Raw genomic sequence first — 24,511 nt, forward strand, 5'->3', positions numbered from 1 at the left:
CACCGACTACAGGCCAAATGCCTACCAAAAACATAGTCACATCTCGCACGGATGCTCGAAGATCAACTTTCCAATGCACTCGCCGGGCCGAAGAACTCATAACGCGCCTGGGCATCCGGCACGCCCAGCGCGCGCAGATCACGGCGCACCTGAGCCATGAAGGGCTTGGGGCCGAGGAAGTAGGCGTCCACATCCGGCTCGCTCGGCAGCCAGCGCTGCAACAGCTCACGGCTCAGCCGCCCGTAGGCATCCGCCTCCGCGCCGGGCTGCTCCAGGCACAGGTAACGACGCAGCTGCGGATGCCGGGCAGCCAGTGCGTCGAGCCGACGCGCAAAGGCCTGTACCTCGCCATTTCGGGCGCAGTGGATGAAATGAATCGGCCGCCCGTCTGCCACCGCCTGCTCCAGCATGGCCAGCAACGGAGTAATGCCGACCCCGGCACTGATCAGCACCAGTGGTTTGCGCGACCGGCTCAGGGTGAACTCCCCCGCCGGGGCGAACAGCTCCAGCTCGGCGCCTACGCCAACCTGGTCGTGCAGGTGGTTGGACACCTTGCCGCCCGGCTCGCGCTTGACGCTGATGCGGTATTCGCGGCCATTCGGCGCCTGCGACAGTGAATAGTTGCGGCGCACTTCCTCGCCCTGCAGTTGCAGGCGCAGGCCGATGTACTGGCCAGGGATGAAGTCGAGCAACGCGCCCTCGTCCGCCGGGCGCAGATAGAACGAGGTGATCTCCGCGCTCTCGCGCACCTTGTCCACCACGCGAAATACCCGTGCGCCACGCCAGCCGCCGGGTGCTCGCTCGGTGGCGGCATAGACTTCCTCCTCGGCGCCGATCAGCAGCTGCGACAGCTGGCCGTAGGCCGCGGCCCAGGCCTCGATCACCGCATCGGTAGCCACCTCGTCACCCAGCACTTCGCGAATCGCCCGCAACAGGCAGCTACCGACAATCGGGTAGTGCTCGGGGAGAATCTGCAGCGATACATGCTTCTGCACGATCTGCCCCACCAGGGAGCCGAGCGCCTGCAGGCGATCGATATGCCTGGCGTACATCAGCACGCCGTTGGCCAGGGCGCGCGGCTGGTCGCCGCTGGCCTGGTGCGCCTGGTTGAACAGCGGTCGTACCTGCGGGTACTCGCTGAGCATCATGCGGTAGAAGTGGGTGGTCAGAGCCTCACCGCCGCTTTCCAGCAGAGGGACGGTAGCCTTGACGATGGCGATGTGTTCGGGAGACAACATGATGGTTTCCTTTTTTGCACGCAGAGATTTCTCTCCATGCATTACCAGGAAACGTGCCAGAAATTTTATTGTTTAAAATCAATTATTTAATTGAAGTCTTGTCTTTATGACAGCATAACAAAAGCTGTTCTAAAGACTATTAAGAGTCTTTATGACAACCAACCCGCTGCTTCAGGCCCTGCTACCACTGGTCGACGATCTCAGCCGCGAACTGGCCGAGGAGGAGCGTTACCGGCGCCTGCTAGACACCCTGCGCGCGCTGATCCCCTGTGACGCCACCGCATTGCTGCGCCTGGACGGCGAGCAGCTGATTCCGCTGGCAGTGGATGGCCTCAGCCCGGATACCCTGGGTCGACGCTTCGCCATCGCCGAGCACCCGCGCCTCGCCGCGCTCCTGGCCCGGCGCACGCCCACCCGTTTTGCCGCCGACAGTGAGCTACCCGACCCCTACGACGGCCTGGTGGAAGCGCATGTCGGCCAGCTGGAAGTGCACGATTGCCTGGGCTGCCCGCTGTTCATCGACGACCAGCCCTGGGGCCTGCTGACCCTCGACAGCCTGCGCCCCGGCAGCTTTGCGCAGAGCGATCTGGATAACCTCGAAGCCTTCGCCCGCCTGGCCGCCGCCGCAGTCAAAGCCAACCAGCGCCTGCTCGGCCTGGCCCGCCAGGCCGAGGCCGAGCAACAGCTGGCAGCACGCTTTCGCGAGGTGGCCGGGCAAGGCAGTCAGGCCGAGCTGATTGGCCAGGGCGCCGCGCACAAGCGCCTGCTGGCCGAGATCGACACGGTCGCCGGCAGCGACCTGACCGTGCTGATAACCGGCGAAACCGGCGTCGGCAAGGAGCTGGTGGCGCAGGCCATTCATGCCCGCTCGCCACGGGCGCGCAAGCCGCTGGTCAGCATCAACTGCGCAGCACTGCCGGACCAGCTGGTGGAAAGCGAACTGTTCGGCCATGTACGCGGCGCCTTTACCGGCGCCAGTGGCGAGCGCAGCGGCAAGTTCGAACTGGCCGATGGCGGCACCCTGCTGCTCGACGAGGTCGGCGAACTGCCGCTCGCGGTGCAGGCCAAACTGCTGCGCGTGCTGCAGAGCGGCCAGCTGCAGCGCCTGGGCTCGGATCGCGAGCACCGGGTGGATGTACGCATCCTCGCCGCCACCAACCGCGACCTGGCCGAGGAGGTGCGCGCCGGGCGTTTCCGCGCCGACCTCTACCATCGCCTGAGCGTCTACCCGCTGCTGGTTCCGCCGCTGCGTGAGCGCGGCCGCGATGTGCTGTTGCTGGCCGGGCATTTCCTCGAACAGAACCGGGCGCGCCTGCACCTGCGCGGCCTGCGTCTGGGCAGCGAGGCGCAGGCCGCCCTGCTGGCCCACGACTGGCCGGGCAACGTGCGCGAACTGGAACATCTGCTCGGCCGCGCCGCGCTCAAGGCCCTGGCGCGCCAGCCGCAGCGGCCGCGCATTCTCAGCCTGGAGGCCTGCGATCTCGATTTGGCCGCTGCGGTTGCGGCGCCTGCACCGGAGCTGTCGCCCAGCACGCCCATGCCGAATCTGCCCGAGGGCGATCTGCGCCAGGCCGTGGACGCCTTCCAGCGCCAGCTGATCCAGGCCACGCTGGCGCGGCATCAGGACAACTGGGCCGCCGCCGCCCGCGCACTGGGCGTCGACCGCGCCAACCTGCATCGCCTGGCAGTACGGCTGGGGCTCAAATAAAGGTTGTGCGACAGAACCTGCTGGGCGGCGCCAAGCTTTGGCTACGCTGCCTGCGACACCGCACATCGCGGCTAAAGCCGCTCCCACAGAAGCCAGGCCCTGCGCGGCATGCAGGTACGACGGGGCGGCCCGCCGTCCTGGCCGTGATCAAGGAGCCTGATATATAGGAGGGGCCTTGGCCGCGACGCTTCGGCAGCGCCTGAACAGCGGCCAGAAATGTTGTTCGCGCAGGCTCAACCCACGCCTCAGTGGGAGCGGCTTCAGCCGCGAAAGACCTCAGCCACGAAGCCCTACCCTTCAGCCAGCCCGAGCCCCCTCAGCCAAAGAACCAGTAGCACACCCCAATCGCCGCCAGCACCCCGGCCAGGTCGGCCAGCAGGGCGCAGCCCACGGCGTGCCGCGCGCGCTGGATGCCGACGGCGCCGAAGTACACGGCCAGCACGTAGAAAGTGGTCTCGGTGCTGCCCTGCACGGTGGCGGCAAGCAGTGCCGGGAAGCTGTCCACCCCCTGCGTCTGCATGGTCTCGATCAGCATGGCGCGCGCCGCGCTGCCGGAGAACGGCTTGACCAGCGCGGTGGGCAGGGCGTCGACGAAGCGGTTGTCCCAGCCCAGCCAGTCGACCAGCGCGCGAATGCCGTCGAGGCCGAAGTCCAGGGCGCCGGAGGCACGCAGCACGCCGATGGCGCAGAGCATCGCCACCAGGTACGGCAGCAGGTTCTTGGCCACGTCGAAGCCTTCCTTGGCGCCTTCGACAAAGGTTTCGTAGACCGGCACCTTGCGCAGCCAGCCGACCAGCAGGAACAGCAGGATCAGGCCGAACAGGGTCAGGTTGCCGAGCAGCGCGGACAGCTCCTTGAGCGCCACCGCACTGAGGCTGGCCAGCAGCGCCATGAAGCCACCCAGCAGCAGCGCGCCGGGAATCAGGTAGGCCAGCACCACCGGGTCCCACAGACGCAGGCGCTGCATCAGCGCCACCGACAGCAGGCCGGCCAGGGTCGAGGCGCTGGTGGCCAGCAGGATCGGCAGGAATACCAGGGTCGGGTCTTCCGCGCCCTGCTGCACCCGGTACATGAAGATCGACACCGGCAGCAGGGTCAGCGACGAGGCGTTGAGCACCAGAAACAGGATCTGTGCGTTGCTCGCCACCGTGGCGCTAGGGTTGAGCTCCTGCAGCGCCTTCATCGCCTTGAGGCCGATGGGCGTGGCGGCGTTGTCCAGACCCAGGCCGTTGGCGGCAAAGTTGAGGGTGATCAGGCCGAGGGCCGGGTGGCCGCGCGGCACTTCCGGCATCAGGCGGGCGAACAACGGGCCGAGGGCGCGGCCGAGCAGGTCGACCAGGCCGGCTTTTTCGGCGATGCGCAGAAAGCCCAGCCACAGGGTCAGGGTGCCGAACAGCACCACCATCAGCTCGACCGAGAGTTTGGCCATGGCGAACAGGCTCTCGACCATGGCCGCCCACACGGCCGGATCACCGCCCAGCCAGCGCACCCCGGCAGCCAGCGCCGCCACCACGAAAAAACCCAGCCACAGGCCGTTGAGCATGCCGCACCCCCGCTTCAGTTGCCGGGGATGATAACAAGCACCCGACGCAACAGGGCCCCGCCGAGCAGCGCAAAGCGAGAACTCCGCCGCCCTGCTCAACCGAGCAGTGCCGTAAACTTCGCGCCCAATTCCACCCGCCAGATTGAAAAGGATTTCAATATGCGCCGCCCCAGCACACTCACCGCCTTACTACTTGCCTGCGCCAGCCTCAGCGGCTGCGGCACCCTGCTCGGTCGTGGCAGCGACACACCGCCAGTCCAGGCCAGCCACGACAAAGGCATGCAGAGCGACCTTCAGCTGACAGGCGCTTACGGCGCCGAGGGCGAAGCCCATGGCGGCACGGTGTTCTGCTACAGGCTGATCGTCTGCCCGCTGGTCACGGCCGCCTCCCTGCCCGTCGATGCCGCCGCCGACACCTTGCTGCTGCCGTCCGATCACCTGCGCAGTCGCTAGTCCCGTCCCACGCCGCCCTCCAGCTTGCGCCAGAGCAGGCGCAGCGCCGCCTTGCGCGACAGCACCCAGCGGTACACGCGGATTTCCAGCGGGATCTGCCAACTCTCCGCCCCGCACACCGCCAGCTCGCCACGGGCCAGCTCGGCGGTCACCGACAAGCGCGGCACCCAGGCCACACCGAGCCCCTGCAGGGCCATGGTCTTGAGGCTGTCGGCCATGGCCGTTTCGTACACCGTGGTGGAGCGCAGGGCGCGCTGGCGCAGCAACTGGTTGACCGAGCGGCCGAGGAAGGTGCCACTGCTATAGGCCAGCAGGGGGACGCTCTGCCCGCCGTCGAGGTCGTACAGCGGCGCCCCCTCCTCGCCAACGGCGCAGACCGGCAGCATGGCCGTACTGCCCAGGTGCATCGAGGGAAAGATGTCGGCCGGCAGCTGCAACGCCGCATCCGGATCGTAGAACGCCAGCAGCAGGTCGCAACTGCCCTCGCGCAGCAGGTGCACCGCGTCACCCACGTTGGCCGCCACCAGGCGAGTCGACAGCGGCAGACCATCACGACGTAGGCGCGCGATCCATTCGGGGAAGAAGCCGAGGGTCAGGGAATGCGCAGCAGCGATCTGCAGCACCTCGCCCTGCTGCCCCTCCAGGTGGTGCAGGTGGCGCACGGCCTCGCTCAGTTGCTCGACCACGTTGCGCGCGGTGACCAGGAACAACTGCCCCGCCTCTGTCAGCTCCACCGGTGTACGGGTGCGGTTGATCAGGGTCAGGCCCAGGGCTTCCTCCAGACTGCGAATGCGGCGGCTGAAGGCAGGCTGGGTGACGAAACGCTTCACCGCCGCCTGGGAAAAACTGCGGGTAGCGGCCAGCGCGACGAAGTCTTCCAGCCATTTGCTTTCCAGATTCATGCAGCAGCACCTTCGTTAAATATTCTGCACACACAATTGAACATTCGAGTCACATCTACATTATGCCGATTATGCATAGGCCAGCCACCAACAGCATTGGCCGACAAACGGCTACAGGCCTCACTATACGCACCCATCGCGGCAATCGCCGTCTTCCCCGAGAAAACTCTCATCATGTCCGCTGCTGCATCCACCCGCGTCGAAAAAGATCTGCTTGGCACCCTCGAAGTCCCCGCCGAAGCCTATTACGGCATCCAGACCCTGCGAGCCGTGCAGAATTTTCGACTGTCCGGCGTCACGCTGTCCCACTACCCGAAACTGGTCATCGCCCTGGCCATGGTCAAACAGGCCGCCGCCGACGCCAACCGCGAGCTGGGCCACCTGCCCGCCGCCAAGCACACGGCGATCAGCACCGCCTGCGCACGCATCATCCAGGGTGAGTTCCACGAGCAGTTCGTGGTCGACATGATCCAGGGCGGCGCCGGCACCTCGACCAACATGAATGCCAACGAGGTGATCGCCAACATCGCCCTGGAGGCCATGGGGCATGAGAAGGGCGAGTACAAGCACCTGCACCCGAACAACGACGTGAACATGGCGCAGTCGACCAACGACGCCTATCCGACCGCCATCCGCCTGGGCCTGCTGCTCGGCCACGACAGCCTGCTCAACGCCCTGGACAAGCTGATCAACTCGCTGGCCGCCAAGGGCCTGGAGTTCGGCCATGTGCTGAAGATGGGCCGCACCCAGCTGCAGGACGCCGTACCGATGACCCTCGGCCAGGAGTTCCGCGCCTTCGCCACCACCCTCGGCGAAGACCTGCAGCACCTCAAGCTGCTCGCTCCGACCCTGCTGCACGAGGTCAACCTGGGCGGCACCGCGATCGGCACCGGCATCAACGCCGACCCGAAATACCAGCAGCTGGCCGTGCAGCGCCTGGCCATCATCAGCGGTCACCCGCTGAAGCCGGCCGCCGACCTGATCGAAGCCACCAGCGACATGGGCGCCTTCGTGCTGTTCTCCGGCATGCTCAAGCGCACCGCGGTCAAGCTGTCCAAGCTGTGCAACGACCTGCGCCTGCTCTCCAGCGGCCCGCGTACCGGCATCAACGAGATCAACCTGCCGCCGCGCCAGCCGGGCAGCTCGATCATGCCGGGCAAGGTCAACCCGGTGATCCCGGAAGCGGTCAACCAGGTGGCCTTCGAAGTGATCGGCAACGACCTGGCCCTGACCCTCGCCGCCGAAGGTGGCCAGCTGCAGCTGAACGTGATGGAGCCGCTGATCGCCTACAAGATCTTCGACTCGATCCGCCTGCTGACCCGCGCCATGGATATGCTGCGCGAGCTGTGCATCGACGGCATCACCGCCAACGAGGCCCATTGCCGCGCGCTTATGGAAAACTCCATCGGCCTGATCACCGCGCTCAACCCCTACATCGGCTACGAGAACGCCACCCGCATCGCCAAGACCGCGCTGGACAGCGGCCGCGGCGTGCTGGAGCTGGTACGCGAGGAGCAACTGCTGGACGAGGCCACCCTGGCCGACATCCTGCGCCCGGAAAACATGATCGCCCCGCGCCTGGTGCCGCTCAGCGCCTGATCCGGCGATCTGCCGGAAACACAGTTCATAGACGAGGCTCTCACCGGCCTCACCACTCTGGGATGGCTTCGGCCATCCCTTTTTTTGCCTGCGGCCTGGCGGCAAGCGAAATCACCTGCCCGGATTCATCCCCTCTAGAACTTCTCCGCGCGCAGTACCTGCACCTCGGCCAGGTAGCAGACCATGGCGTAGTGGGCGTAGTAGCGCTGCTGCAGGTGCTCGGCGATACGCTCGGCCAACTCGCGGGTACAGATCACCTCCAGGCGGATATTGCCTTCGGTGTCCCAGCCGGCGCTGCGCACGCCACGGGCGCCGCGACCACGGGCGTCGGAGATGGTCCAGCCGGGCGCACCCAGGGTTTCCAGGTCGGCCACCAGCTTTTTCTCCAGCGCCGCCTCGCCGATGACGGTGAGCAGGGTACGGGTATGCGTGTTCATCTCAGAGCCCCCAGGCGATCAGTTGCTCGGCCAGCACCAGGTACAGCGGTATGCCGATGAGAATGTTGAACGGAAAGGTGATGCCCAGCGAGGCGGTCAGTGACAGCGAGGGGTTGGCCTCGGGCAAGGCCAGGCGCAAGGCCGCCGGCACGGCGATATAGGAGGCCGAGGCCGCCAGGGTGGCGAGCATGGCCGTACCGCCCAGACTCAGGCCCATGAAACGCGCCAGCAGCGCGCCGATCAGCGCACCGAGCAGCGGCATGAGCAGGGCGAACGCGGCCAGGCGCAGGCCGAACTGTTTCAGCGCACCGAGCTGACCGGACGCAATCAGGCCCATTTCCAGCAGGAAGAACGCCAGCACCGGCTTGAACATGCTGGTGTACAGCGGTTCCAGCGGCTTGATCGCCTCCTTGCCAGCGATGGCGCCGATCACCAGGCCGCCGAGCAGCAGCATGATGCTCTTGCCCAGGAAGATCTCGCGGCCCAGTTCCTTCCAGTCGGTACCACGGCTGATGCCCTTGGCCAGGACGATGCCGACCAGGATCGCCGGAATTTCCAGAATCGCCACGAACAGCGGCATGTAGCTCTCGAACGCCACCTCGCGCGAGGCCAGGAAGGCCACCACCACGGCGAAGGTACCGGCACTGACCGAGCCATAGTGCGCCGCCACCGCCGCCGCGTTGACCCGGTCGAAGCGCAGCCCGCGCAGCAGAGCGAAAGCCAGCAGCGGCAGCCCCATGCCCAGCAGCAGCACCAGGCCGGCCTGGCCCAGCAGCTGGGTACTGGCCTGCTCGGCCAGCTCCACCCCGCCATGCAGGCCGATGGCCAGGAGCAGGATGATCGACAGCGTCTCGTACAGCGCCGCCGGCAACTTCAACTCGCTCTTCAGCAGGCCGGCAACCAGGCCGAAGACGAAGAACAACACCACCGGATCCAACACACACCTCCTTGGGGCAGGCAAAAAAAGGGGCGCTTGCGCGCCCCAGGGACTTAACCTTCGATTTCGACTAAGACTTCGCCGGGGTTGACCCGGTCACCCTTGGCCACATGCACGGCCTTGACCGTACCGGCGATCGGCGCCTGCACCTCGGTTTCCATCTTCATCGCCTCGGTGATCAGCACGGCCTGGCCGGCCTTGACCTTGTCACCCTCCTTGACCAACACGTCGACGATATTGCCCGGCATGGTGGTCGACACGTCGCCCGGCGCGCTGGCGCTCTTGCGCTTGCCACTGCTGCCGGCGACGAAATCGTTGAGCGGCTCGAACACCACCTCTTCCGGCATGCCGTCGATGGACAGGTAGAAGTGGCGCTTGCCATCGCCCTTCACGCCCACGCCGGTGATGTCCACGCGGTAACTCTCGCCATGCACGTCGACCACGAACTCGGTCGGCACACCCTCGCCACCCACCGGCGCGGCGCCGCCCGCCTCGGGAATCGGCAGCAGCGCTTCCGGGGTCAACGTACCGGCCTCGCGTTCCTCGAGGAACTTGCGCCCGATGTCGGGGAACATGGCGAAGGTCAGCACGTCCTCCTCGGACTTGGCCAGCGCACCGATTTCGCTGCGCAGGCGATCCAGCTCGGGCTTGAGCAGGTCGGCCGGACGCACGTCAATCACGTCCTCGCTGCCGATGGCCTGCTTGCGCAGTTCTTCGTTGACCTTGCCCGGCGCCTTGCCGTAACGGCCCTGCAGATACAGTTTCACCTCGTTGGTGATGGTCTTGTAGCGCTCGCCGGCCAGCACGTTGAAGAACGCCTGGGTGCCGACGATCTGCGAGGTCGGCGTCACCAGCGGCGGGAAGCCGAGGTCTTCGCGCACCCGCGGGATTTCCGCCAGCACTTCGTTCATGCGGTTGAGCGCGCCCTGCTCCTTGAGCTGGTTGGCCAGGTTGGAAATCATCCCGCCCGGCACCTGGTTGACCTGCACGCGGGTGTCGACGCCGGTGAATTCGCTCTCGAACTGGTGGTACTTCTTGCGCACGGCGTGGAAGTACATGCCGATTTCCTGGATCAGCTCCAGGTCCAGGCCGGTGTCGTAGGGCGTGCCGCGCAGCGCGGCGACCATCGACTCGGTGCCCGGGTGGCTGGTGCCCCAGGCGAAGCTGGAGATGGCCGTGTCGATGCGGTCGGCACCGTTTTCCACGGCCTTGAGCTGGCACATGCTGGCCACACCGGCGGTGTCGTGGGAATGCACCACCACCTCCAGCGGCAGGGCTACCTTCAGCGCCTTGACCAGATCGCCGGTGGCGTAGGGGGTGAGCAGCCCGGCCATGTCCTTGATAGCGATCGAGTCGACGCCCATCGCGGCCATCTGCTTGGCCTGCTCGACGAAGGCGTCGATGGTGTGCACCGGGCTGGTGGTGTAGGCGATGGTGCCCTGGGCGTGCTTGCCGGCGGCCTTCACCGCCTCGATGGCCACGCGCAGGTTACGCACGTCGTTCATCGCGTCGAAGATGCGAAACACGTCGATGCCGTTGACCGCCGCCTTGGCCACGAAGGCGCGTACCACGTCGTCGCTGTAGTGGCGGTAGCCGAGCAGGTTCTGCCCGCGCAGGAGCATCTGCAGGCGGGTGTTGGGCAGCGCGGCCTTGAGCTTGCGCAGACGCTCCCAGGGGTCTTCCTTGAGGAAACGCACGCAGGCGTCGAAGGTGGCGCCGCCCCAGACTTCCAGCGACCAGTAGCCGACTTTGTCGAGCTTGTCGCAGATCGGCAGCATGTCTTCGGTGCGCATGCGCGTGGCGATGATCGACTGGTGGGCATCGCGCAGGATGGTATCGGTAACGCTGATCTTTTTAGTCATCTTCTCTGCTCTCCTGTAGCCCGGATGCAATCCGGGGCCGCAGTTCCCGGATTGCATCCGGGCTACGATTCGTTAAAGCCCTGCGTGCGCCGCAATGGCGGTGGCGATGGCGATGGCTAGGTGCGACGGGTTGCGTTTGATCGAGTACTGGGTCAGCTCCGGGTGGCTCTCGACGAAGCTGGTGTTGAACTCGGCGCTGCGGAACTCGGGGTTGCGCAGGATTTCCTGGTAGTAGGGCGCGGTGGTGCGCACGCCCTGCACGCGCATGTCGTCGAGGGCGCGCAGGCCGCGGTCCATCGCCTCTTCCCAGGTCAGCGCCCAGACGATCAGCTTCAGGCACATCGAGTCGTAGTAGGGCGGAATGGTGTAGCCGGTGTAGATCGCCGTGTCGGTACGCACGCCGGGGCCACCGGGGGCGTAGTAGCGGGTGATCTTGCCGAAGGACGGCAGGAAGTTGTTCTTCGGGTCCTCGGCGTTGATGCGGAACTGCAGGGCATAGCCGCGGTGGATGATATCTTCCTGCTTGACCGACAGCTCCAGACCGGAAGCGATGCGGATCTGCTCGCGGACGATGTCGATGCCGGTGATTTCCTCGGTGATGGTGTGCTCCACCTGCACCCGGGTGTTCATCTCCATGAAGTACACCTCGCCGCCTGCGAGCAGGAACTCCACGGTGCCGGCGTTCTCGTAGCCGACCGCCTTGGCCGCGCGCACGGCGAGGTCGCCGATGTAGGCACGCTGCTCGGGGGTCAGCTGCGGGCTGGGGGCGATTTCGATCAGCTTCTGGTTGCGCCGCTGGATCGAGCAGTCACGCTCGAACAGGTGCACGGTATTGCCGAAGCTGTCGGCGAGGATCTGCGCCTCGATGTGCTTGGGATTGACGATGCACTTCTCCAGGAACACCTCGGCGCTGCCGAAGGCCTTGGTCGCCTCGGAGATCACCCGCGGGAAGTTCTGCTCCAGCTCCTCGCGGCTGTTGCAGCGGCGAATACCGCGCCCACCACCGCCGGAAGTGGCCTTGAGCATCACCGGGTAGCCGATGCGGTCACCCTCGCGCAGCGCCTCGGCGATATCGGCAACATTGCCTTCGGTGCCCGGGGTGACCGGCACGCCGGCGGCGATCATGCTGCGCCGCGCCTCGGTCTTGTCGCCCATGCGGCGGATCACTTCGGCCGAGGGGCCGATGAACTTGACCCCGCGCTCGGCGCAGATTTCCGCCAGTTCGGCGTTTTCGGAGAGAAAGCCGTAGCCCGGATGCAGGGCATCGCAGCCGGTTTCCACCGCCAGGTTCACCAGCTTGCGCGGGTTCAGGTAGCCGGCCAGCGGGTCGTCACCGATGCTGTGCGCCTCGTCGGCACGCTTGACGTGTAGGGCGTGGCGATCCGCCTCGGAGTAGATGGCCACCGAGCGGATGCCCATCTCGGCACAGGCACGCACGATGCGCACGGCAATTTCGCCGCGGTTGGCGATGAGTATTTTCTTGATCACGAGCCAGGCTCCTCGATCACGTGAGCAAAGGGCCGCTTGGATGCGGTCTATGGATGACCGCCAGGGCCGCAGCGGTCTTGTCTAAAAGCTAGCGCCGATAGTGAATTAACCAAAATGAATATTTGTTGGGTTATCCATTAGCAAAGACTTATAGTCATTTGAAAAGGAACCGCAAGAGAGCTGTAATAAATGCGTAAGTCATTGATGCGAATGACCTTTCGCCAGCTGCAAATTTTTCGTGCCGTGTGCGAAAGCCGCTCCTACAGCCGCGCCGCGGAAGAAATGGCGCTGACCCAACCGGCCGTCAGCCTGCAGATCCGTCAGCTGGAAGAGCTGGTCGGCCAGCCTCTGTTCGATTACGTGGCCAAGAAGCTGCACCTGACCCCCGCCGCCGAAGCCCTGCTGCGCGCCAGCGAAGACGTGTTCGGCCGCCTGGAGGCTCTGGACATGCAGCTCTCCGACCTGCAGGGCTCGCTGCAAGGCCAGCTCAGCCTGGCCGTGGAGTCCAGCGCCAAGTACCTGGTGCCGCACCTGTTCGCCGCCTTCCGTGAACAGCATCCGGAGGTCAGCCTGCAGCTGGTGGTGGTCAACCATGCCCAGGCGGTACGCCGCCTGTCGGTGAGCCGTGACGACCTGCTGATCATGTCGCAACCGCCGGGCGATCAGGCTCTGGACTTCTTCCCCTTCCTGACCAATTCGATCATCGCCGTTGCACCGCCGAATCATGCGCTGTGCTCGGTGGAGAAACTGCGCCTGACCGACCTCAGCGGCTTCCCCTTGCTCCTGCGCGAACCCGGCTCCGGTACCCGCCGCGCGACCGAGGAATACTGCCACCAGAAGCGCGCGCATTTCCCCCAGACCCTGGAGGTTGGCTCCTGCGAGGCCCAGGTTGAAGCGGTCATCGCCGGCCTCGGCATTGCTCTGCTTCCGCGCCATGCCGTGCGCCTGGAACTGGGCCAGGGCCTGTTGCGCGAACTGCCGGTAGATGAGTTGCCACTACAGCGCAGCTGGTGCGTGGTACACGCACGCGGCAAACGCCTGTCGCCGGTGGCGCAGGCGTTCCGCGACTTCATTCGCAGCGAACGGGTGCAGATTACCGCGCTGGAACAGCGCTTCAGCGAAGCAACCGGCGCTTAGGCCGCGCGCGGTTCGCCGACGCGCTTGGCGAACGGGTAGCCGGCGGGAATCAGGTCAGGGAAGTCGTCGAGGTCATGCTGCAGGCGACGCTGCTCGGCGTAGTCTTCGATGGCCCGGCGAAAGGCCATGCGGCGCTGGTCTTCCAGCTTGCGGCGGGTCTTGCTGTCGAGAACGGGTTCGGCGTGATGCAGATTCATCGCGAGGCTCCTGGTCCGGTGACGAGAGCCCAGCGTGCCGGCGCGGCGTGACGCTAGCGCGGCGGCACGGTGAATTTTCCATGACCGCCCGGTGACACCCCTCAGTCTTCCGCGCTGCGCACCGACTTGGGCGACAGGCGCAGACTGCGCAGGCTGCGCTTGACGCTCTTGAGGTGGTTGACCAGGTCCGGGCCACGGGCCATGGCCACGCCCATGGCCAGCACGTCGATCACCACCAGATGGGCGATGCGCGAGGTCAGCGGGGTATAGATCTCGGTGTCTTCCTGCACATCGATGGCCAGGTTGACGTCGGCCAGGTCGGCCAACGGCGTCTGCCCCGGACACAGGGTGATCAGCGTGGCGCCGGACTCGCGCACCAGGTTGGCAGTGATCAGCAGATCCTTGGAGCGCCCCGACTGGGAGATGCAGATGGCCACGTCGGTCGGCTTGAGCGTCACCGCGCTCATCGCCTGCATGTGCGGGTCGGAATAGGCCGCAGCAGTCAGCAGCAGGCGGAAGAACTTGTGCTGGGCGTCGGCAGCCACCGCGCCGGAGGCGCCGAAACCATAGAACTCGATGCGCCGCGCGTTGGCGATGGCGTTGATGGCCTTCTCCAGCGCCTGCGGGTCGAGGCGCTCACGCACTTCCATCAGGGTGTGCAGGGTGGTGTCGAAGATCTTCAGGCTGAAGTCGCTCACCGAGTCATTCTCGCTGATCGAGAATTGGCCGAAGCTGGCGCCGGCCGCCAGGCTCTGCGCCAGCTTCAGTTTGAGATCCTGGAAGCCGCTGCAACCGATGGCGCGACAGAAGCGCACGATGGTCGGCTCGCTGATGCCGACCTCCTGAGCCAGGTCGGCCATGGAGCTGTGCATCACCGCCGAAGGATCCTGCAGGACGTGTTCGGCCACTTTCAGTTCGGACTTGCGAAGCAGGTTTCGCGACTGGGCAATATGCTGCAGAAGATTCACAGGCAGGACTCTGAATAGGTGGCAGGTGAGAAACATCAGCAGCCGGCAACAGCCTGACTCGCAGCGCCCTCTCCCGGCCTGTTATGATCGGTTGTAGTGACCGTGTAGTTATACTACATGAACAGCCACCCCGCACAGGCAAACCCGGCCGGAGTCTTCTCGTTGAATAGCCCCTGCGACATGCTGGTCTTCGGCGGTACCGGTGATCTGGCCCTGCACAAGCTGCTACCAGCCCTCTATCACCTGCACCGCGACGGTCGCCTGGGCAGCGAGATGCGCATCATCGCCGTGGCGCGCAACCCGCTGGAGCGTAGCGCCTATCAGGCCCTGGCCGAGCGCCGGGTACGCGCCCAGGTCGCGCGCAGCGACTTCGACAACGACACCTGGTCCAGCTTCGCCGCACGCCTCGACTACCTGTCCCTGGATCTGTCGCAGAGCGCCGAGTTCGGTCGCCTCGGCAAGTTTCTCGCGGCCCGCGGCTGCAACCGCGGACGCATCTACTACCTGGCCACCGCACCCAATCTGTTCGAAGCCATCGCCGAACACCTGGCCATCGCCGGGCTGGCCGGCAGCGATACGCGCATCGTGCTGGAAAAACCCATCGGTCATTCGCTGGAGTCGGCCCAGGAGATCAACGCGACCATCGGCGCAGTGTTCAGCGAGGCCCAGGTGTTTCGCATCGACCACTACCTGGGCAAGGAGACGGTGCAGAACCTGATGGCCCTGCGCTTCGCCAATGCCCTGTTCGAGCCGATCTGGCGCGCCGGGCACATCGACCACGTGCAGATCAGCGTCAACGAGACGCTCGGCGTGGAAAATCGCGGTGCCTACTACGACCAGGCCGGCGCCATGCGCGACATGGTGCAGAACCACCTGCTGCAGTTGCTCTGCCTGGTCAGCATGGAGGCGCCGGTACGCTTCGATGCCGAATCGGTGCGCAACGAGAAGGTGAAGATCCTCGAAGCGCTCAAGCCCATCGCCGGCCTCGACGTGCACGACAAGACCGTGCGCGGCCAATACGTCGCCGGCAAGATCGGCGGGCAGGAGGTGCCGGCGTATTACTTCGAGAAACATGTCGACAACGACAGCGATACCGAGACCTTCGTCGCCATCCAGGCGGAGATCGACAACTGGCGCTGGGCCGGCGTGCCCTTCTACCTGCGCACCGGCAAACGCATGGCCAAGAAGCGTTCGGAAATCGTCATCCAGTTCAAGCCGGTGCCGCATCGCCTGTTCGACAGCAGCCAGGCCAACCGCCTGGTCATCAGCCTGCAGCCGGAAGAGCGCATCACCCTGCAGCTGATGGGCAAGAGCCCGGGCAAGGGCATGCGTCTGACGCCGATGGAGCTGGATCTCAACCTGGCCCAGGTGTTCCCGCAGAAGCGCCGCTGGGATGCCTACGAGCGCCTGCTGCTGGACGTGATCGAAGGCGACTCGACGCTGTTCATGCGCCGCGACGAAGTCGAGGCAGCCTGGGCCTGGGTCGATCCGATCATCAAGGGCTGGCAGAACAACTACCAGGACCCGCGCCCCTACCCCGCCGGCAGCGACGGCCCGGAACAGGCCAGCACCCTGCTGGAGCTGGCCGGGCGCGCGTGGGAAGACTGAAACAGAAAGGCCGGTGAATCACTTCACCGGCCTTCGTTTAACCGCGCTGGTAATTAGCCGCGAATCTTGTAGATATCCTCTTCGGACACCTTGGCGTACTCCTGCAGGCGCTTGAAATAAGCAGTCTGCGCTTCGTACACCTTGCTTGCGGCCGGGTCGGCAGCAGCGGCCGCGGTGACCACTTCGGCGGCAACTCCCTTGAGCTTGGCCAACACCTCGTCCGGCAGGCGGCGCACTTCCACGCCCTCTTGCTTGAGGGTTTCCAGCGCTTCCATGTTGCGCGCGTTGTAATCGTCGAGCATGTCGCCGTTCACGTCACGGGCGGCGGCGCGAACAATGGCCTGCAGGTCGGCCGGCAGGGTTTCCCAGGCCTTCAGGTTGACGTCCAGCTCGAAGGTGACGTTCGGCTCCTGCCAGCCCGGGGTGTAGTAGTACTTGGCGGCTTTATGCAGGCCCAGGGCCAGGTCGTTGTACGGCCCGATCCACTCGGTGGCGTCGATGGCGCCGGTCTGCAGGGCGGTGAAGATCTCGCCGGCCGGCAGGTTGACCACGGTGCCGCCCATCTTGGTCAGCACTTCGCCACCCAGGCCCGGGGTACGCATCTTCAGGCCTTCGAAGTCGGCCGGGGAGTTGATTTCCTTGTTGAACCAGCCGGCGGTCTGCACACCGGTGGAGCCGCACAGGATCGGCAGCACGCCGAACGGCTTGTACACCTCCTCCCACAGCTGCATGCCGCCGCCCTTGAACAGCCAGGCATTCATCTCGGCAGCATTCGGGCCGAACGGCAGGGCGCAGAAGAACTGCGCGGCCGGCACCTTGCCCTTCCAGTAGTAGGGCGCGCCGTGCCCCATCTCGGCGGTGCCGCGGGACACCGCGTCGAAGACTTCCAGAGCCGGCACCAGCTCGCCGGCGGCATAGACCTTGACGGTCAGACGACCACCGCTCATTTCGTTGACCAGCTTGGCGAAACGCTCGGCGCCCACGCCCACGCCAGGGAAGTTCTTCGGCCAGGAAGTGACCATTTTCCAGGTGAAGGTCTCTCCACCGCCACTGCCACCCTTCTGCGGTTCGCAGTTCGCCTCGGGCTGCTTGCTGCAGCCGGCCAGCGCGGTGGCAGCCAGGCCGACACCGGCGGCGGCGATGATGTCACGACGTTTCATGCAAGACTCCTTATTGTTGTAGGAACCCCGCCCATGGACAGCGCAAGGTTCAATTGGTCAGACCAGAGCATCACCCGGGTCAGACTGAGCCCCATCACATTAGGGCCTGCCGACGTTCAAGCCTAGCCGCTTCGACTAAAGTTGTAGGTGGATTGCTGGGCTATCCACAGCCTGCGAGAATCGCGGGCCTGCGCCCAAGAGCGCAGCCTCTCGCGCCGCCACAAGCGGTCGCTGCCTTGCCAACACATTACAAGAAGGACCCACGATGTCCGCCTCCACTCCCCCGCTTCTCGGCTTCGCCAACGCGCTCAGCGCGGCGAATGCCTGGCTGGGCCGGGCCTGCGCCTGGCTGACCCTGTTCCTCGTCATCGGCACTGCCGTGGTCGTGGTTCTGCGCTACGGCTTCGGCATTGGCGCCACCGCCCTGCAGGAAGCCGTGATGTACGCGCACGCCATGGTGTTCATGGGCGCTGCGGCCTGGACCCTGCAGCGCGGCGGCCATGTGCGCGTGGACATCTTCTACCAGAAGTTTTCCGGTCGTAAGCAGGCCCTGGTGGAGATCCTCGGCAACATCCTGTTCCTCCTACCCTTCTGCCTGTTCCTCGGCTGGAACAGCTGGGACTATGTCAGCGCGTCCTGGTCGACCCTGGAGAAATCCGGCGAAAGCGGCGGCCTGCCGCTGGTGTACCTGCAGAAGACCATCATCCTGGTACTGGTCTTCAGTCTGGTGCTGCAAAGCGTGGCAGAACTGATCAAGTACGCCCATGTCCTGGCCGGCAAGATTCCCGCGCCGGAGGTGAAGCATGGCTGAGTTGATGGCGATTCTGCTGTTCGTCAGCATCTGCCTGGCCCTGATGGGCGGCTTCCCGGTGGCCTTCACCCTGGGTGGTGTCTCGCTGCTGTTCGCCGGTATCGGCATCGCCACCGGCACCTTCGACGGCGGCTACCTGCACGCCCTGCCCAACCGCCTGTTCGGCATCATGAACAACCAGACCATGCTGGCCGTGCCGCTGTTCGTGTTCATGGGCGTGATGCTGGAGAAGTCACGGGTTGCCGAAGACCTGCTGGAATCCATGTCGCGCCTGTTCGGCACCCTGCGCGGCGGCCTGGCGATCTCCGTGTGCGTGGTCGGCGCCCTGCTCGCCGCCAGCACCGGCATCGTCGGTGCCACCGTGGTGACCATGGGCCTGCTAGCCCTGCCGACCATGCTGCGCCGTGGCTACGACCCGGCCATCGCCACCGGCACCCTGGCCGCCACCGGCACCCTGGGGCAGATCATCCCGCCGTCGATCGTGCTGGTCCTGCTCGGTGACGTGATGTCCAGCGCCTATTCGCAGGCGCAGCTGAAGATGGGCATCTTCTCGCCGAAGACCGTGTCGGTGGGTGACCTGTTCGTCGGCGCGCTGATCCCTGGTCTGCTGCTGGTCGGCCTGTACATCCTCTACCTGATCTTCATCGCCATCACCCAGCCGAAGAAGTTGCCGGCCCTGCCGCAGGAAGAGCTGGGCCCGATCGAATGGGGCAAACTGTTCGCCGCGCTGATTCCGCCACTGCTGCTGATCGGCGCCGTACTCGGCTCGATCCTCGCCGGCTACGCCACCCCCACCGAGGCTGCAGCCCTGGGCGCGGTCGGCGCCATGCTGCTGGCCCTGAGCAAGAACAAGCTGAATTTCAGCCAGCTCAAGGATGTGGCCTACGGCACCACCGAAATCAGCGCCATGGTGTTCCTGATCCTGATCGGCGCCTCGCTGTTCTCCCTGGTGTTCCGCGGCTTCGGCGGCGAAGTGCTGATCGAGGACGTGTTCTCCCAGCTGCCGGGCGGCGTACTGGGTGCGTTCTTCCTGGTGATGGTGGTGATCTTCCTGCTCGGTTTCATCCTCGACTTCATCGAGATCACCTTCGTGGTGGTACCGATCGTCGGCCCGGTTCTGCTGGCCATGGGCCTCGATCCGATCTGGCTGGGCGTGATGATCGCGCTGAACCTGCAGACCTCCTTCCTCACCCCGCCCTTCGGCTTCGCCCTGTTCTACCTGCGCGGCGTGACACCGGCGAGCATCGCCACCAGCACCATCTACAAGGGGGTAGTGCCGTTCATTGCCATCCAGGTGCTGCTGCTGGTGATCGCCTACATCTGGCCGGAGCTGATCACCTGGCTGCCGGAGCAGGTCTACGGCAAGTGAAGGCGTGGACGCCCCAGCATGTTGCAGGCCGGGGCGTCCCTACAAGCCATACTTCTTGCGCAGGCTCTGCTGCAACTCATCACTGTCGCGCAGAAAGACGTTGAAGCGTTCGAGCAGCTCGGGATGCTTGAGGCTCGAAAGGTAGTAGTAGCCGGCCAGGTGCGGCAGCTCCGGGTCGAAGCGCAAAGCATCGGGCTTCTGTTTCAGGGCCGCACGTGCCACAACGGGGTTCATGTAGATCGCATCCACCCGTCCCTTCAGGCCCATCTGCAGCAGCGCCTCCGTGTTCTGCAGCTGGCGCAGGACAATGGTTCCGTTCTTGATGTCCTGCTCATAGTGGGCAGGGGTGAATCCCAGCAGGGTGCCCAGTTCGTGAACCCCACCCACCCCTCGCCCCAGATGCTGCGGCAGCACCAACATGCCATCAATGAAATCAATGACCGGATCGCTGTAGTACACAGGAAAGGAGCTCTTCAGTTCGGTGTTCCACTCCGGGTTATCGGGAAAGCGGAAATCCAGCTGACCGCCAAGAAAGCTGTCATCAGCACGCTTCACTGGCAACGCTTGGTAGACGAAGTGACAGTCAATACTCTGTGCAAAGGCGTCCAGTAACTCCCGGGCGTAGCCGACATATTGGCCGGACTCGATGCTGTAGTACGGCATGTAAGCCTGGCGCTCCACGGCAACCTTGAGCTCGCATGCGACCGCCGACGCCCAGGTGCTGACCGACAGCAGAGCAAAGCGAAAAAGCTGTAGACAAAACCAACCATAGTTCGACTGCACACCTGAACGCATGGCTTTCCTCGTGCGCCAATGGACCCGGCATCACCCGTCCAGGTCGACTGCCAGCAAGCATAGTCCCATCCTAGAGATCGTTTTCCAGCACCAGACGCACACTATCAGCATCAAGGGCATAGGCCGCCTGGGCCAGGTCGTTGTCCACGGCTTCGATATGCAGGGTGCCGCTCACCCACAGCGGTGCATAGATGTCCTCCAGGGCGATGCCCTGGGGGTAGCGCACCAGCACGATCTGGTTCGGCGGCGGTGGCGGGACGTGGATGCAGGCGCCTGGGTAAGGCACCAGGAAGAACAGCGTGCTGCGCCCCTGGGCATCACTTTCCAGCGGTACCGGGTAGCCGCCCAGGCGGATGGCCTTGCCGTCCAGCGCCGCCACGGTCTTGGCCGAATACATCACTGCCGGCAGATCCTGATCCTGCTGCTTGAGCCCACCCTTGCTGTCGAAGGTACCGGCCAGCTCGGGGGAGTCATGGCTGATCTCCGGCATGGCCTCCAGTGCCTGCTGATCCTCCAGTGGCATCAACTCCAGCCAGTCGGTTTCAGCCAGTTCGGCGTGGCTCAGCAGGGGCAACAACATCAGGCACAGCAACAGGCGACGCATGGCGGGCTCTCGTAACGGGAAAGCCACTAAGACTAACGTCGCCGTGGCGCGGTTCCTACTTCAGCTTTTCTTGATGGCGCCGTAGATCACCAGGAGGATCACCGCGCCGATCACCGCCCCGATGAAACCGGCCGCCTGGCCGGCCTGGTAGATGCCCAGCGCCTGACCACCGTAGGTCGCGGCGATGGAGCCACCAATGCCCAGCAGGATGGTCATCACCCAGCCCATGCTGTCGTCGCCCGGCTTAAGGAAACGCGCGATCAATCCAACGATCAAACCGATGAAGATGGTGCCGATGATGCCCATTGGGAAGCTCCTTTTGCAGGGTCAGAAACGAACAAGGCGTGCCTCAGCACGCCTCGTTGTGACCAGAGCATAGCCCAGCGGTTCAGCCCTTGATCAGCGCCTCGACCTCGGCGATGCGCGCCTTCAGGGTCGCCATGTCCTGGCAGCGAATCGTGGCGTGACCGACCTTGCGCCCGGCCTTGAAGGCCTTGCCATAGTGGTGCAAGTGGCAATCGGCGATGGCTGCCACCTTGCTCACCTCGGGCACGCTGCCAAGGAAGTTGAGCATGGCGCTCTCACCCACCTTGGCGGTCGAGCCCAGCGGCAGACCGGCGACGGCGCGCAGGTGGTTTTCGAACTGGCTGCACTCGGCGCCTTCGATGGTCCAGTGCCCGGAGTTGTGCACGCGCGGGGCGATTTCGTTGGCCTTGAGGCCGCCGTCGACTTCGAAGAACTCGAAGGCCAGCACGCCGACATAGTCGAGCTTCTGCAGCACGCGACCGACATAGTCTTCGGCCAGCGCCTGCAGCGGATGGTCGGTACTGGCGATGGACAGGGCCAGCACGCCGCTGTCGTGGCGGTTGTGCACCAGCGGGTAGAAGCGCGTCTCGCCGTCGCGGGCGCGCACGGCCACCAGCGAGACTTCGCCGGTGAAGGGCACGAAGCCTTCGAGGATGCACGGCACGCAGCCCAGCTCGGCGAAGGCGCCGACCACGTCCTCGGGTTTGCGCAGCACCTTCTGACCCTTGCCGTCGTAGCCCAGGGTGCGGGTCTTCATCACCGCCGGCAGGCCGATGGCGGCGACGGCGGCGTCCAGATCGGCTTGCGACTGGATGTCGGCGAACGCCGGGGTCGGGATGCCGAGGTCCTTGAACATCGACTTCTCGAACCAGCGGTCACGGGCAATGCGCAGCGCCTCGGCGCTCGGATAGACCGGCACGAACTGGGAGAGGAAGGCCACGGTTTCAGCCGGCACGCTCTCGAACTCGAAGGTCACCAGGTCGACTTCGTCGGCCAGCTGGCGCAGGTGATCCTGGTCGCCGTAATCGGCGCGGATGTGCTCGCCGAGCGCCTGGGCACAGGCATCCGGCGCCGGGTCGAGGAAGGCGAAGTCCATACCCAGCGGGGTGCCCGCCAGGGCCATCATGCGGCCCAGCTGGCCGCCACCGATTACACCGATCTTCATTGCGGGAAGTCTCTTGCTCAGGCTTCGCGGGGGTCCGGATTGTCCAGCACGGTCTGCGTCTGCTCGTCGCGGAACTGCTTGAGCTTGGCATGGAACTGCGGATGCTGGTGACCCAGGATGCTGGCGGCCAGCAGCGCGGCATTGGCCGCACCGGCCTTGCCGATGGCCAGGGTGGCGACCGGAATGCCGGCCGGCATCTGCACAATCGACAGCAGCGAGTCGACACCGGAGAGCACGGCGGACTGTACCGGCACGCCGAGTACCGGCAGATGCGTCTTGGCCGCGCACATGCCCGGCAGGTGGGCGGCGCCACCGGCACCGGCGATGATGACCTGGATGCCGCGCTCCTCGGCCTGTTCGGCGTACTGGAACAGCAGATCCGGCGTGCGGTGGGCAGAAACCACCTTCACCTCGTAGGGGATGCCGAGCTTCTCCAGCATCTCCGCGGTATGGCTCAGGGTGCTCCAGTCGGACTTGGAACCCATGATCACGCCAACCAGTGCGCTCATCGTTGTGCCTCTTGTTCGGGCGCCTGGCGGCGCGACAAAAACCAACAAGCCACGCATTGGGCGTGGCTTGTCATGATTGGATCAGGCCTCTGGGGCCCCGAAGGCGGCGCATTATACCGGAAAGCCACGGCTCACGCGCCTATGGCATGACCGTCCGTCTGTGTCAGAACGCAACCGGGGCAGAAGCACCCGGTTCAGTACCAGTCCGGCTCAGCGGCCAGCTGCTCCAGCAACAGCTGACGCATGTCTTCATCCGGCTCACCGAGCCAGCGCTGACGGTCGTGCTGAGCAGGTGCCGCATCGGCCGGCAGGGCTTGCGGCAGCTGCACCCAGAGGGCGTAGGCCTGCTGCTTGTCCCAGCTAAATGCAACGAACAGACGTTGGTGAAAGCAGTCGTAGCCATCGCACAGACGACCGACCAGGTACTGCTCGCCATCGCTTTCCAGGGTCTGCATGGGCTGGCCCTGACCGTCCAGGTTGATGACCCAGTCGGGCAGGCGCTCCTCATCTTCGAGCACCGCCTGCCAGGTGTCCTGGTATTGCGGGTCACTGCGCAGGATCTGTTCCACGCGCATCTCAGCGCCGCTGCTGGTGGCCTGCGCGGTGCAGGCCAGGGTCAGCAGGGCGGCGGCCAACAGAGTGTGGCGGGATGTCATGGGCACCTCCTCAGCTGCGAGGGCGGCGGCCCAGGATGAACGACAGGACGAACATCACCAGGAACACCAGAAACAGGATCTTGGCGATGCCGGCGGCAGTGCCAGCGATACCACCAAAGCCGAAAACGGCGGCAATGATGGCAACGATCAGGAAGGTAATGGACCAGCTAAGCATGGCGACTCTCCTACGCAGTCAACGGCTGCGGATGACGATTGAGGCTGACGGACGCGGGTTGCGCCGACATGTCCTCGGTTTCGATCAGGCGGCTCTGCAGCAGGGCCTGACCAACCAGCAGGGCACTGATCAGACTGGCCAGGGCCAGCAAGGCGATCACGCCCAGAACAAGCAGGGCATACATGACAGGGACCTCCTCAAAACACCCAGTGCGCGCTGCGCCGGGCCTGCAGCGGATCGGCCCGCACAGCCAGCGGCGGGAATTGCTGCGGCTGGATCGCCTCTTGCTGGCGCAGGCCGGATGAGGTCGGCCAGCTCAGGCCGGTGACCAGACCAAGCACCAGCAACAGGGCTGCGGGCGTCAACAGATGCAGGGCGTTCATGACGGTTTCTCCTGGCGTGCGGGCCGCCCATGTGGCGACCCGCCGTGGGCTCAGATCGCGCGCTTCACACCGCGCATGCGGTCGTGGCAGGCGCGCACCTTGGGCATCTCGCTCACCAGCAGCGGCTTGAGCTGCGCATCGGCGCTTTGCAGGGCGTCCTCGAAGGCGTGCAGGATGCGGTCCTCGGCCTCCTCCAGCTGCGCCACGTAAGTGGCCGCCTCGTCGCTGACCAGGGTGGCCTTGGTATCGGCATAGACCTGGCGCAGCTTGCCAAGCAGGGTGCCGCCAGTGGCGGGCTGCTCGTGGTTGGCGGCGACACGGGCGGACAGCGCCTGAATCACCTCGACCTTGGCCCGCGACATCTCGCCGAACAGGCTCTTGAGGTGCTGGTCCTTGACCTCGCGGCTGGCGTGCTCATAGAAACGCTGGCCGTCTCGGGTGATCTCGATCAGTTCGTTGAGCTGAGCTGTTTGCTGGGTCATGGTTTTCTCCTTGTTGCGG

At 65.1% G+C, this 24,511-nt stretch carries 27 protein-coding genes; 7 read left to right on the top strand and 20 right to left on the bottom strand.

Going from position 1 to position 24,511, the window contains the following annotated elements:
* Window positions 1-62 precede the first annotated feature (62 nt).
* Window positions 63-1,238, bottom strand: a complete 1,176-nt coding sequence (gene hmpA, locus ACF8C6_RS17045) for an NO-inducible flavohemoprotein (protein WP_392500368.1) — start codon at window positions 1,236-1,238, stop codon at window positions 63-65.
* A 151-nt stretch (window positions 1,239-1,389) separates the two neighbouring features.
* Between hmpA and norR the strand changes: the two genes are divergently transcribed.
* On the top strand, window positions 1,390-2,946 hold the full coding sequence (norR, locus tag ACF8C6_RS17050; RefSeq protein WP_392500369.1) for a nitric oxide reductase transcriptional regulator NorR: 1,557 nt from the start codon (window positions 1,390-1,392) through the stop codon (window positions 2,944-2,946).
* Window positions 2,947-3,262: 316 nt separating this feature from the next.
* Here the strand turns inward: norR and ACF8C6_RS17055 are convergent, their stop codons facing one another.
* Entirely contained in the window at window positions 3,263-4,489 is a 1,227-nt protein-coding gene (locus ACF8C6_RS17055; protein WP_392500370.1) for a nucleoside recognition domain-containing protein, read from the bottom strand.
* Between the two features lie 159 nt (window positions 4,490-4,648).
* On the opposite strand from ACF8C6_RS17055, the gene ACF8C6_RS17060 reads away from it, so the two are divergent.
* Complete coding sequence (locus ACF8C6_RS17060; RefSeq protein ID WP_392500371.1) at window positions 4,649-4,942, top strand: YceK/YidQ family lipoprotein; 294 nt, start codon at window positions 4,649-4,651, stop codon at window positions 4,940-4,942.
* Here ACF8C6_RS17060 and ACF8C6_RS17065 read toward each other — a convergent pair.
* Window positions 4,939-5,844 carry a LysR substrate-binding domain-containing protein gene (locus ACF8C6_RS17065; RefSeq protein WP_277687977.1) on the bottom strand — a complete coding sequence of 302 codons (906 nt, stop codon included), beginning with the start codon at window positions 5,842-5,844 and terminating at the stop codon, window positions 4,939-4,941. The genes ACF8C6_RS17060 and ACF8C6_RS17065 overlap by 4 nt on opposite strands.
* 174 nt (window positions 5,845-6,018) lie before the next feature.
* Between ACF8C6_RS17065 and ACF8C6_RS17070 the strand changes: the two genes are divergently transcribed.
* Complete coding sequence (locus ACF8C6_RS17070; RefSeq protein WP_392500372.1) at window positions 6,019-7,443, top strand: aspartate ammonia-lyase; 1,425 nt, start codon at window positions 6,019-6,021, stop codon at window positions 7,441-7,443.
* A gap of 134 nt (window positions 7,444-7,577) precedes the next feature.
* Here ACF8C6_RS17070 and ACF8C6_RS17075 read toward each other — a convergent pair whose 3' ends face one another.
* The 4 genes from ACF8C6_RS17075 to ACF8C6_RS17090 form a co-directional block, all read right to left on the bottom strand.
* Entirely contained in the window at window positions 7,578-7,880 is a 303-nt protein-coding gene (locus ACF8C6_RS17075; protein WP_392500373.1) for a P-II family nitrogen regulator, read from the bottom strand.
* A 1-nt stretch (window position 7,881) separates the two neighbouring features.
* The gene (locus ACF8C6_RS17080) at window positions 7,882-8,817 is read right to left on the bottom strand and encodes a sodium-dependent bicarbonate transport family permease (RefSeq protein WP_392500374.1); all 936 of its coding nucleotides are present in this window, start codon (window positions 8,815-8,817) and stop codon (window positions 7,882-7,884) included.
* Between the two features lie 53 nt (window positions 8,818-8,870).
* Window positions 8,871-10,679 carry a sodium-extruding oxaloacetate decarboxylase subunit alpha gene (oadA, locus tag ACF8C6_RS17085; protein ID WP_392500375.1) on the bottom strand — a complete coding sequence of 603 codons (1,809 nt, stop codon included), beginning with the start codon at window positions 10,677-10,679 and terminating at the stop codon, window positions 8,871-8,873.
* A 72-nt stretch (window positions 10,680-10,751) separates the two neighbouring features.
* Window positions 10,752-12,167, bottom strand: coding sequence for an acetyl-CoA carboxylase biotin carboxylase subunit (locus tag ACF8C6_RS17090; protein ID WP_392500376.1), 1,416 nt, complete (start codon window positions 12,165-12,167; stop codon window positions 10,752-10,754).
* A gap of 189 nt (window positions 12,168-12,356) precedes the next feature.
* Between ACF8C6_RS17090 and ACF8C6_RS17095 the strand changes: the two genes are divergently transcribed.
* Complete coding sequence (locus ACF8C6_RS17095; protein WP_392500377.1) at window positions 12,357-13,304, top strand: LysR family transcriptional regulator; 948 nt, start codon at window positions 12,357-12,359, stop codon at window positions 13,302-13,304.
* Here the strand turns inward: ACF8C6_RS17095 and ACF8C6_RS17100 are convergent.
* Window positions 13,301-13,501, bottom strand: a complete 201-nt coding sequence (locus ACF8C6_RS17100; RefSeq protein ID WP_392500378.1) for a PA3496 family putative envelope integrity protein — start codon at window positions 13,499-13,501, stop codon at window positions 13,301-13,303. The genes ACF8C6_RS17095 and ACF8C6_RS17100 overlap by 4 nt on opposite strands.
* Window positions 13,502-13,602: 101 nt before the next feature.
* Window positions 13,603-14,469: a transcriptional regulator HexR gene (gene hexR / locus ACF8C6_RS17105; RefSeq protein ID WP_277687968.1), complete on the bottom strand. Its 867-nt coding sequence runs from the start codon at window positions 14,467-14,469 to the stop codon at window positions 13,603-13,605.
* Window positions 14,470-14,586: 117 nt separating this feature from the next.
* Between hexR and zwf the strand changes: the two genes are divergently transcribed.
* The gene (gene zwf, locus ACF8C6_RS17110; RefSeq protein WP_392500379.1) at window positions 14,587-16,077 is read left to right on the top strand and encodes a glucose-6-phosphate dehydrogenase; all 1,491 of its coding nucleotides are present in this window, start codon (window positions 14,587-14,589) and stop codon (window positions 16,075-16,077) included.
* 53 nt (window positions 16,078-16,130) lie between these two features.
* Here the strand turns inward: zwf and ACF8C6_RS17115 are convergent, their stop codons facing one another.
* Window positions 16,131-17,237: a TRAP transporter substrate-binding protein gene (locus tag ACF8C6_RS17115; RefSeq protein ID WP_277687966.1), complete on the bottom strand. Its 1,107-nt coding sequence runs from the start codon at window positions 17,235-17,237 to the stop codon at window positions 16,131-16,133.
* A gap of 265 nt (window positions 17,238-17,502) precedes the next feature.
* Here ACF8C6_RS17115 and ACF8C6_RS17120 point away from each other — a divergent pair, with 265 nt between their 5' ends.
* Both ACF8C6_RS17120 and ACF8C6_RS17125 read left to right on the top strand, forming a co-directional pair.
* Window positions 17,503-18,048: a TRAP transporter small permease subunit gene (locus ACF8C6_RS17120; protein ID WP_392500380.1), complete on the top strand. Its 546-nt coding sequence runs from the start codon at window positions 17,503-17,505 to the stop codon at window positions 18,046-18,048.
* Window positions 18,041-19,417: a TRAP transporter large permease subunit gene (locus ACF8C6_RS17125; RefSeq protein ID WP_392500381.1), complete on the top strand. Its 1,377-nt coding sequence runs from the start codon at window positions 18,041-18,043 to the stop codon at window positions 19,415-19,417. Before ACF8C6_RS17120 ends, ACF8C6_RS17125 begins: the two co-directional genes overlap by 8 nt.
* Before the next feature lie 39 nt (window positions 19,418-19,456).
* Here the strand turns inward: ACF8C6_RS17125 and ACF8C6_RS17130 are convergent, their stop codons facing one another.
* The 10 genes from ACF8C6_RS17130 to ACF8C6_RS17175 all read right to left on the bottom strand — a co-directional run bounded on the left by ACF8C6_RS17130 (window position 19,457) and on the right by ACF8C6_RS17175 (window position 24,492).
* Window positions 19,457-20,212, bottom strand: a complete 756-nt coding sequence (locus ACF8C6_RS17130; protein WP_392500382.1) for a substrate-binding periplasmic protein — start codon at window positions 20,210-20,212, stop codon at window positions 19,457-19,459.
* Between the two features lie 70 nt (window positions 20,213-20,282).
* Window positions 20,283-20,816, bottom strand: coding sequence for a DUF3299 domain-containing protein (locus ACF8C6_RS17135; RefSeq protein ID WP_392500383.1), 534 nt, complete (start codon window positions 20,814-20,816; stop codon window positions 20,283-20,285).
* A gap of 60 nt (window positions 20,817-20,876) precedes the next feature.
* Complete coding sequence (locus ACF8C6_RS17140) at window positions 20,877-21,122, bottom strand: GlsB/YeaQ/YmgE family stress response membrane protein (protein ID WP_392500384.1); 246 nt, start codon at window positions 21,120-21,122, stop codon at window positions 20,877-20,879.
* Window positions 21,123-21,204: 82 nt separating this feature from the next.
* Window positions 21,205-22,287, bottom strand: a complete 1,083-nt coding sequence (locus ACF8C6_RS17145; protein WP_392500385.1) for a 5-(carboxyamino)imidazole ribonucleotide synthase — start codon at window positions 22,285-22,287, stop codon at window positions 21,205-21,207.
* A gap of 17 nt (window positions 22,288-22,304) precedes the next feature.
* Entirely contained in the window at window positions 22,305-22,796 is a 492-nt protein-coding gene (gene purE / locus ACF8C6_RS17150; RefSeq protein WP_392500386.1) for a 5-(carboxyamino)imidazole ribonucleotide mutase, read from the bottom strand.
* A gap of 194 nt (window positions 22,797-22,990) precedes the next feature.
* Window positions 22,991-23,452 (bottom strand): inhibitor of vertebrate lysozyme family protein, encoded by a 462-nt coding sequence (locus tag ACF8C6_RS17155; RefSeq protein WP_392500387.1) that lies wholly within the window; start codon window positions 23,450-23,452, stop codon window positions 22,991-22,993.
* Between the two features lie 10 nt (window positions 23,453-23,462).
* Window positions 23,463-23,627: a DUF1328 domain-containing protein gene (locus ACF8C6_RS17160; protein WP_277687958.1), complete on the bottom strand. Its 165-nt coding sequence runs from the start codon at window positions 23,625-23,627 to the stop codon at window positions 23,463-23,465.
* 10 nt (window positions 23,628-23,637) lie between these two features.
* A complete protein-coding gene (locus tag ACF8C6_RS17165) occupies window positions 23,638-23,811 on the bottom strand; it encodes a hypothetical protein (protein WP_277687957.1) in 174 nt (57 codons plus the stop codon).
* A 13-nt stretch (window positions 23,812-23,824) separates the two neighbouring features.
* Complete coding sequence (locus ACF8C6_RS17170; protein ID WP_392500388.1) at window positions 23,825-24,010, bottom strand: hypothetical protein; 186 nt, start codon at window positions 24,008-24,010, stop codon at window positions 23,825-23,827.
* Between the two features lie 50 nt (window positions 24,011-24,060).
* Window positions 24,061-24,492, bottom strand: coding sequence for a PA2169 family four-helix-bundle protein (locus ACF8C6_RS17175; RefSeq protein WP_392500389.1), 432 nt, complete (start codon window positions 24,490-24,492; stop codon window positions 24,061-24,063).
* Window positions 24,493-24,511 lie beyond the last annotated feature (19 nt).

It is taken from the genome of Pseudomonas sp. zbq_18 (genome assembly GCF_043102245.1).
GTDB lineage: Bacteria > Pseudomonadota > Gammaproteobacteria > Pseudomonadales > Pseudomonadaceae > Aquipseudomonas.

Excerpts from the sequence above, each read along its gene's own strand:
- ACF8C6_RS17135 (WP_392500383.1), bottom strand. The coding sequence starts at position 20,816 with ATGCGTCGCCTGTTGCTGTGCCTGATGTTGTTGCCCCTGCTGAGCCAC.
- zwf (WP_392500379.1), top strand. The coding sequence starts at position 14,587 with ATGAACAGCCACCCCGCACAGGCAAACCCGGCCGGAGTCTTCTCGTTG.
- ACF8C6_RS17120 (WP_392500380.1), top strand. The coding sequence starts at position 17,503 with ATGTCCGCCTCCACTCCCCCGCTTCTCGGCTTCGCCAACGCGCTCAGC.
- ACF8C6_RS17060 (WP_392500371.1), top strand. The coding sequence starts at position 4,649 with ATGCGCCGCCCCAGCACACTCACCGCCTTACTACTTGCCTGCGCCAGC.
- ACF8C6_RS17140 (WP_392500384.1), bottom strand. The coding sequence starts at position 21,122 with ATGGGCATCATCGGCACCATCTTCATCGGTTTGATCGTTGGATTGATC.
- hmpA (WP_392500368.1), bottom strand. The coding sequence starts at position 1,238 with ATGTTGTCTCCCGAACACATCGCCATCGTCAAGGCTACCGTCCCTCTG.
- ACF8C6_RS17155 (WP_392500387.1), bottom strand. The coding sequence starts at position 23,452 with ATGACATCCCGCCACACTCTGTTGGCCGCCGCCCTGCTGACCCTGGCC.
- ACF8C6_RS17125 (WP_392500381.1), top strand. The coding sequence starts at position 18,041 with ATGGCTGAGTTGATGGCGATTCTGCTGTTCGTCAGCATCTGCCTGGCC.
- ACF8C6_RS17065 (WP_277687977.1), bottom strand. The coding sequence starts at position 5,844 with ATGAATCTGGAAAGCAAATGGCTGGAAGACTTCGTCGCGCTGGCCGCT.
- ACF8C6_RS17145 (WP_392500385.1), bottom strand. The coding sequence starts at position 22,287 with ATGAAGATCGGTGTAATCGGTGGCGGCCAGCTGGGCCGCATGATGGCC.
- purE (WP_392500386.1), bottom strand. The coding sequence starts at position 22,796 with ATGAGCGCACTGGTTGGCGTGATCATGGGTTCCAAGTCCGACTGGAGC.
- ACF8C6_RS17115 (WP_277687966.1), bottom strand. The coding sequence starts at position 17,237 with ATGAAACGTCGTGACATCATCGCCGCCGCCGGTGTCGGCCTGGCTGCC.
- ACF8C6_RS17165 (WP_277687957.1), bottom strand. The coding sequence starts at position 23,811 with ATGTATGCCCTGCTTGTTCTGGGCGTGATCGCCTTGCTGGCCCTGGCC.
- ACF8C6_RS17175 (WP_392500389.1), bottom strand. The coding sequence starts at position 24,492 with ATGACCCAGCAAACAGCTCAGCTCAACGAACTGATCGAGATCACCCGA.
- ACF8C6_RS17070 (WP_392500372.1), top strand. The coding sequence starts at position 6,019 with ATGTCCGCTGCTGCATCCACCCGCGTCGAAAAAGATCTGCTTGGCACC.
- ACF8C6_RS17100 (WP_392500378.1), bottom strand. The coding sequence starts at position 13,501 with ATGAATCTGCATCACGCCGAACCCGTTCTCGACAGCAAGACCCGCCGC.
- ACF8C6_RS17075 (WP_392500373.1), bottom strand. The coding sequence starts at position 7,880 with ATGAACACGCATACCCGTACCCTGCTCACCGTCATCGGCGAGGCGGCG.
- ACF8C6_RS17095 (WP_392500377.1), top strand. The coding sequence starts at position 12,357 with ATGCGTAAGTCATTGATGCGAATGACCTTTCGCCAGCTGCAAATTTTT.
- ACF8C6_RS17055 (WP_392500370.1), bottom strand. The coding sequence starts at position 4,489 with ATGCTCAACGGCCTGTGGCTGGGTTTTTTCGTGGTGGCGGCGCTGGCT.
- oadA (WP_392500375.1), bottom strand. The coding sequence starts at position 10,679 with ATGACTAAAAAGATCAGCGTTACCGATACCATCCTGCGCGATGCCCAC.
- norR (WP_392500369.1), top strand. The coding sequence starts at position 1,390 with ATGACAACCAACCCGCTGCTTCAGGCCCTGCTACCACTGGTCGACGAT.
- ACF8C6_RS17160 (WP_277687958.1), bottom strand. The coding sequence starts at position 23,627 with ATGCTTAGCTGGTCCATTACCTTCCTGATCGTTGCCATCATTGCCGCC.
- ACF8C6_RS17170 (WP_392500388.1), bottom strand. The coding sequence starts at position 24,010 with ATGAACGCCCTGCATCTGTTGACGCCCGCAGCCCTGTTGCTGGTGCTT.
- ACF8C6_RS17130 (WP_392500382.1), bottom strand. The coding sequence starts at position 20,212 with ATGCGTTCAGGTGTGCAGTCGAACTATGGTTGGTTTTGTCTACAGCTT.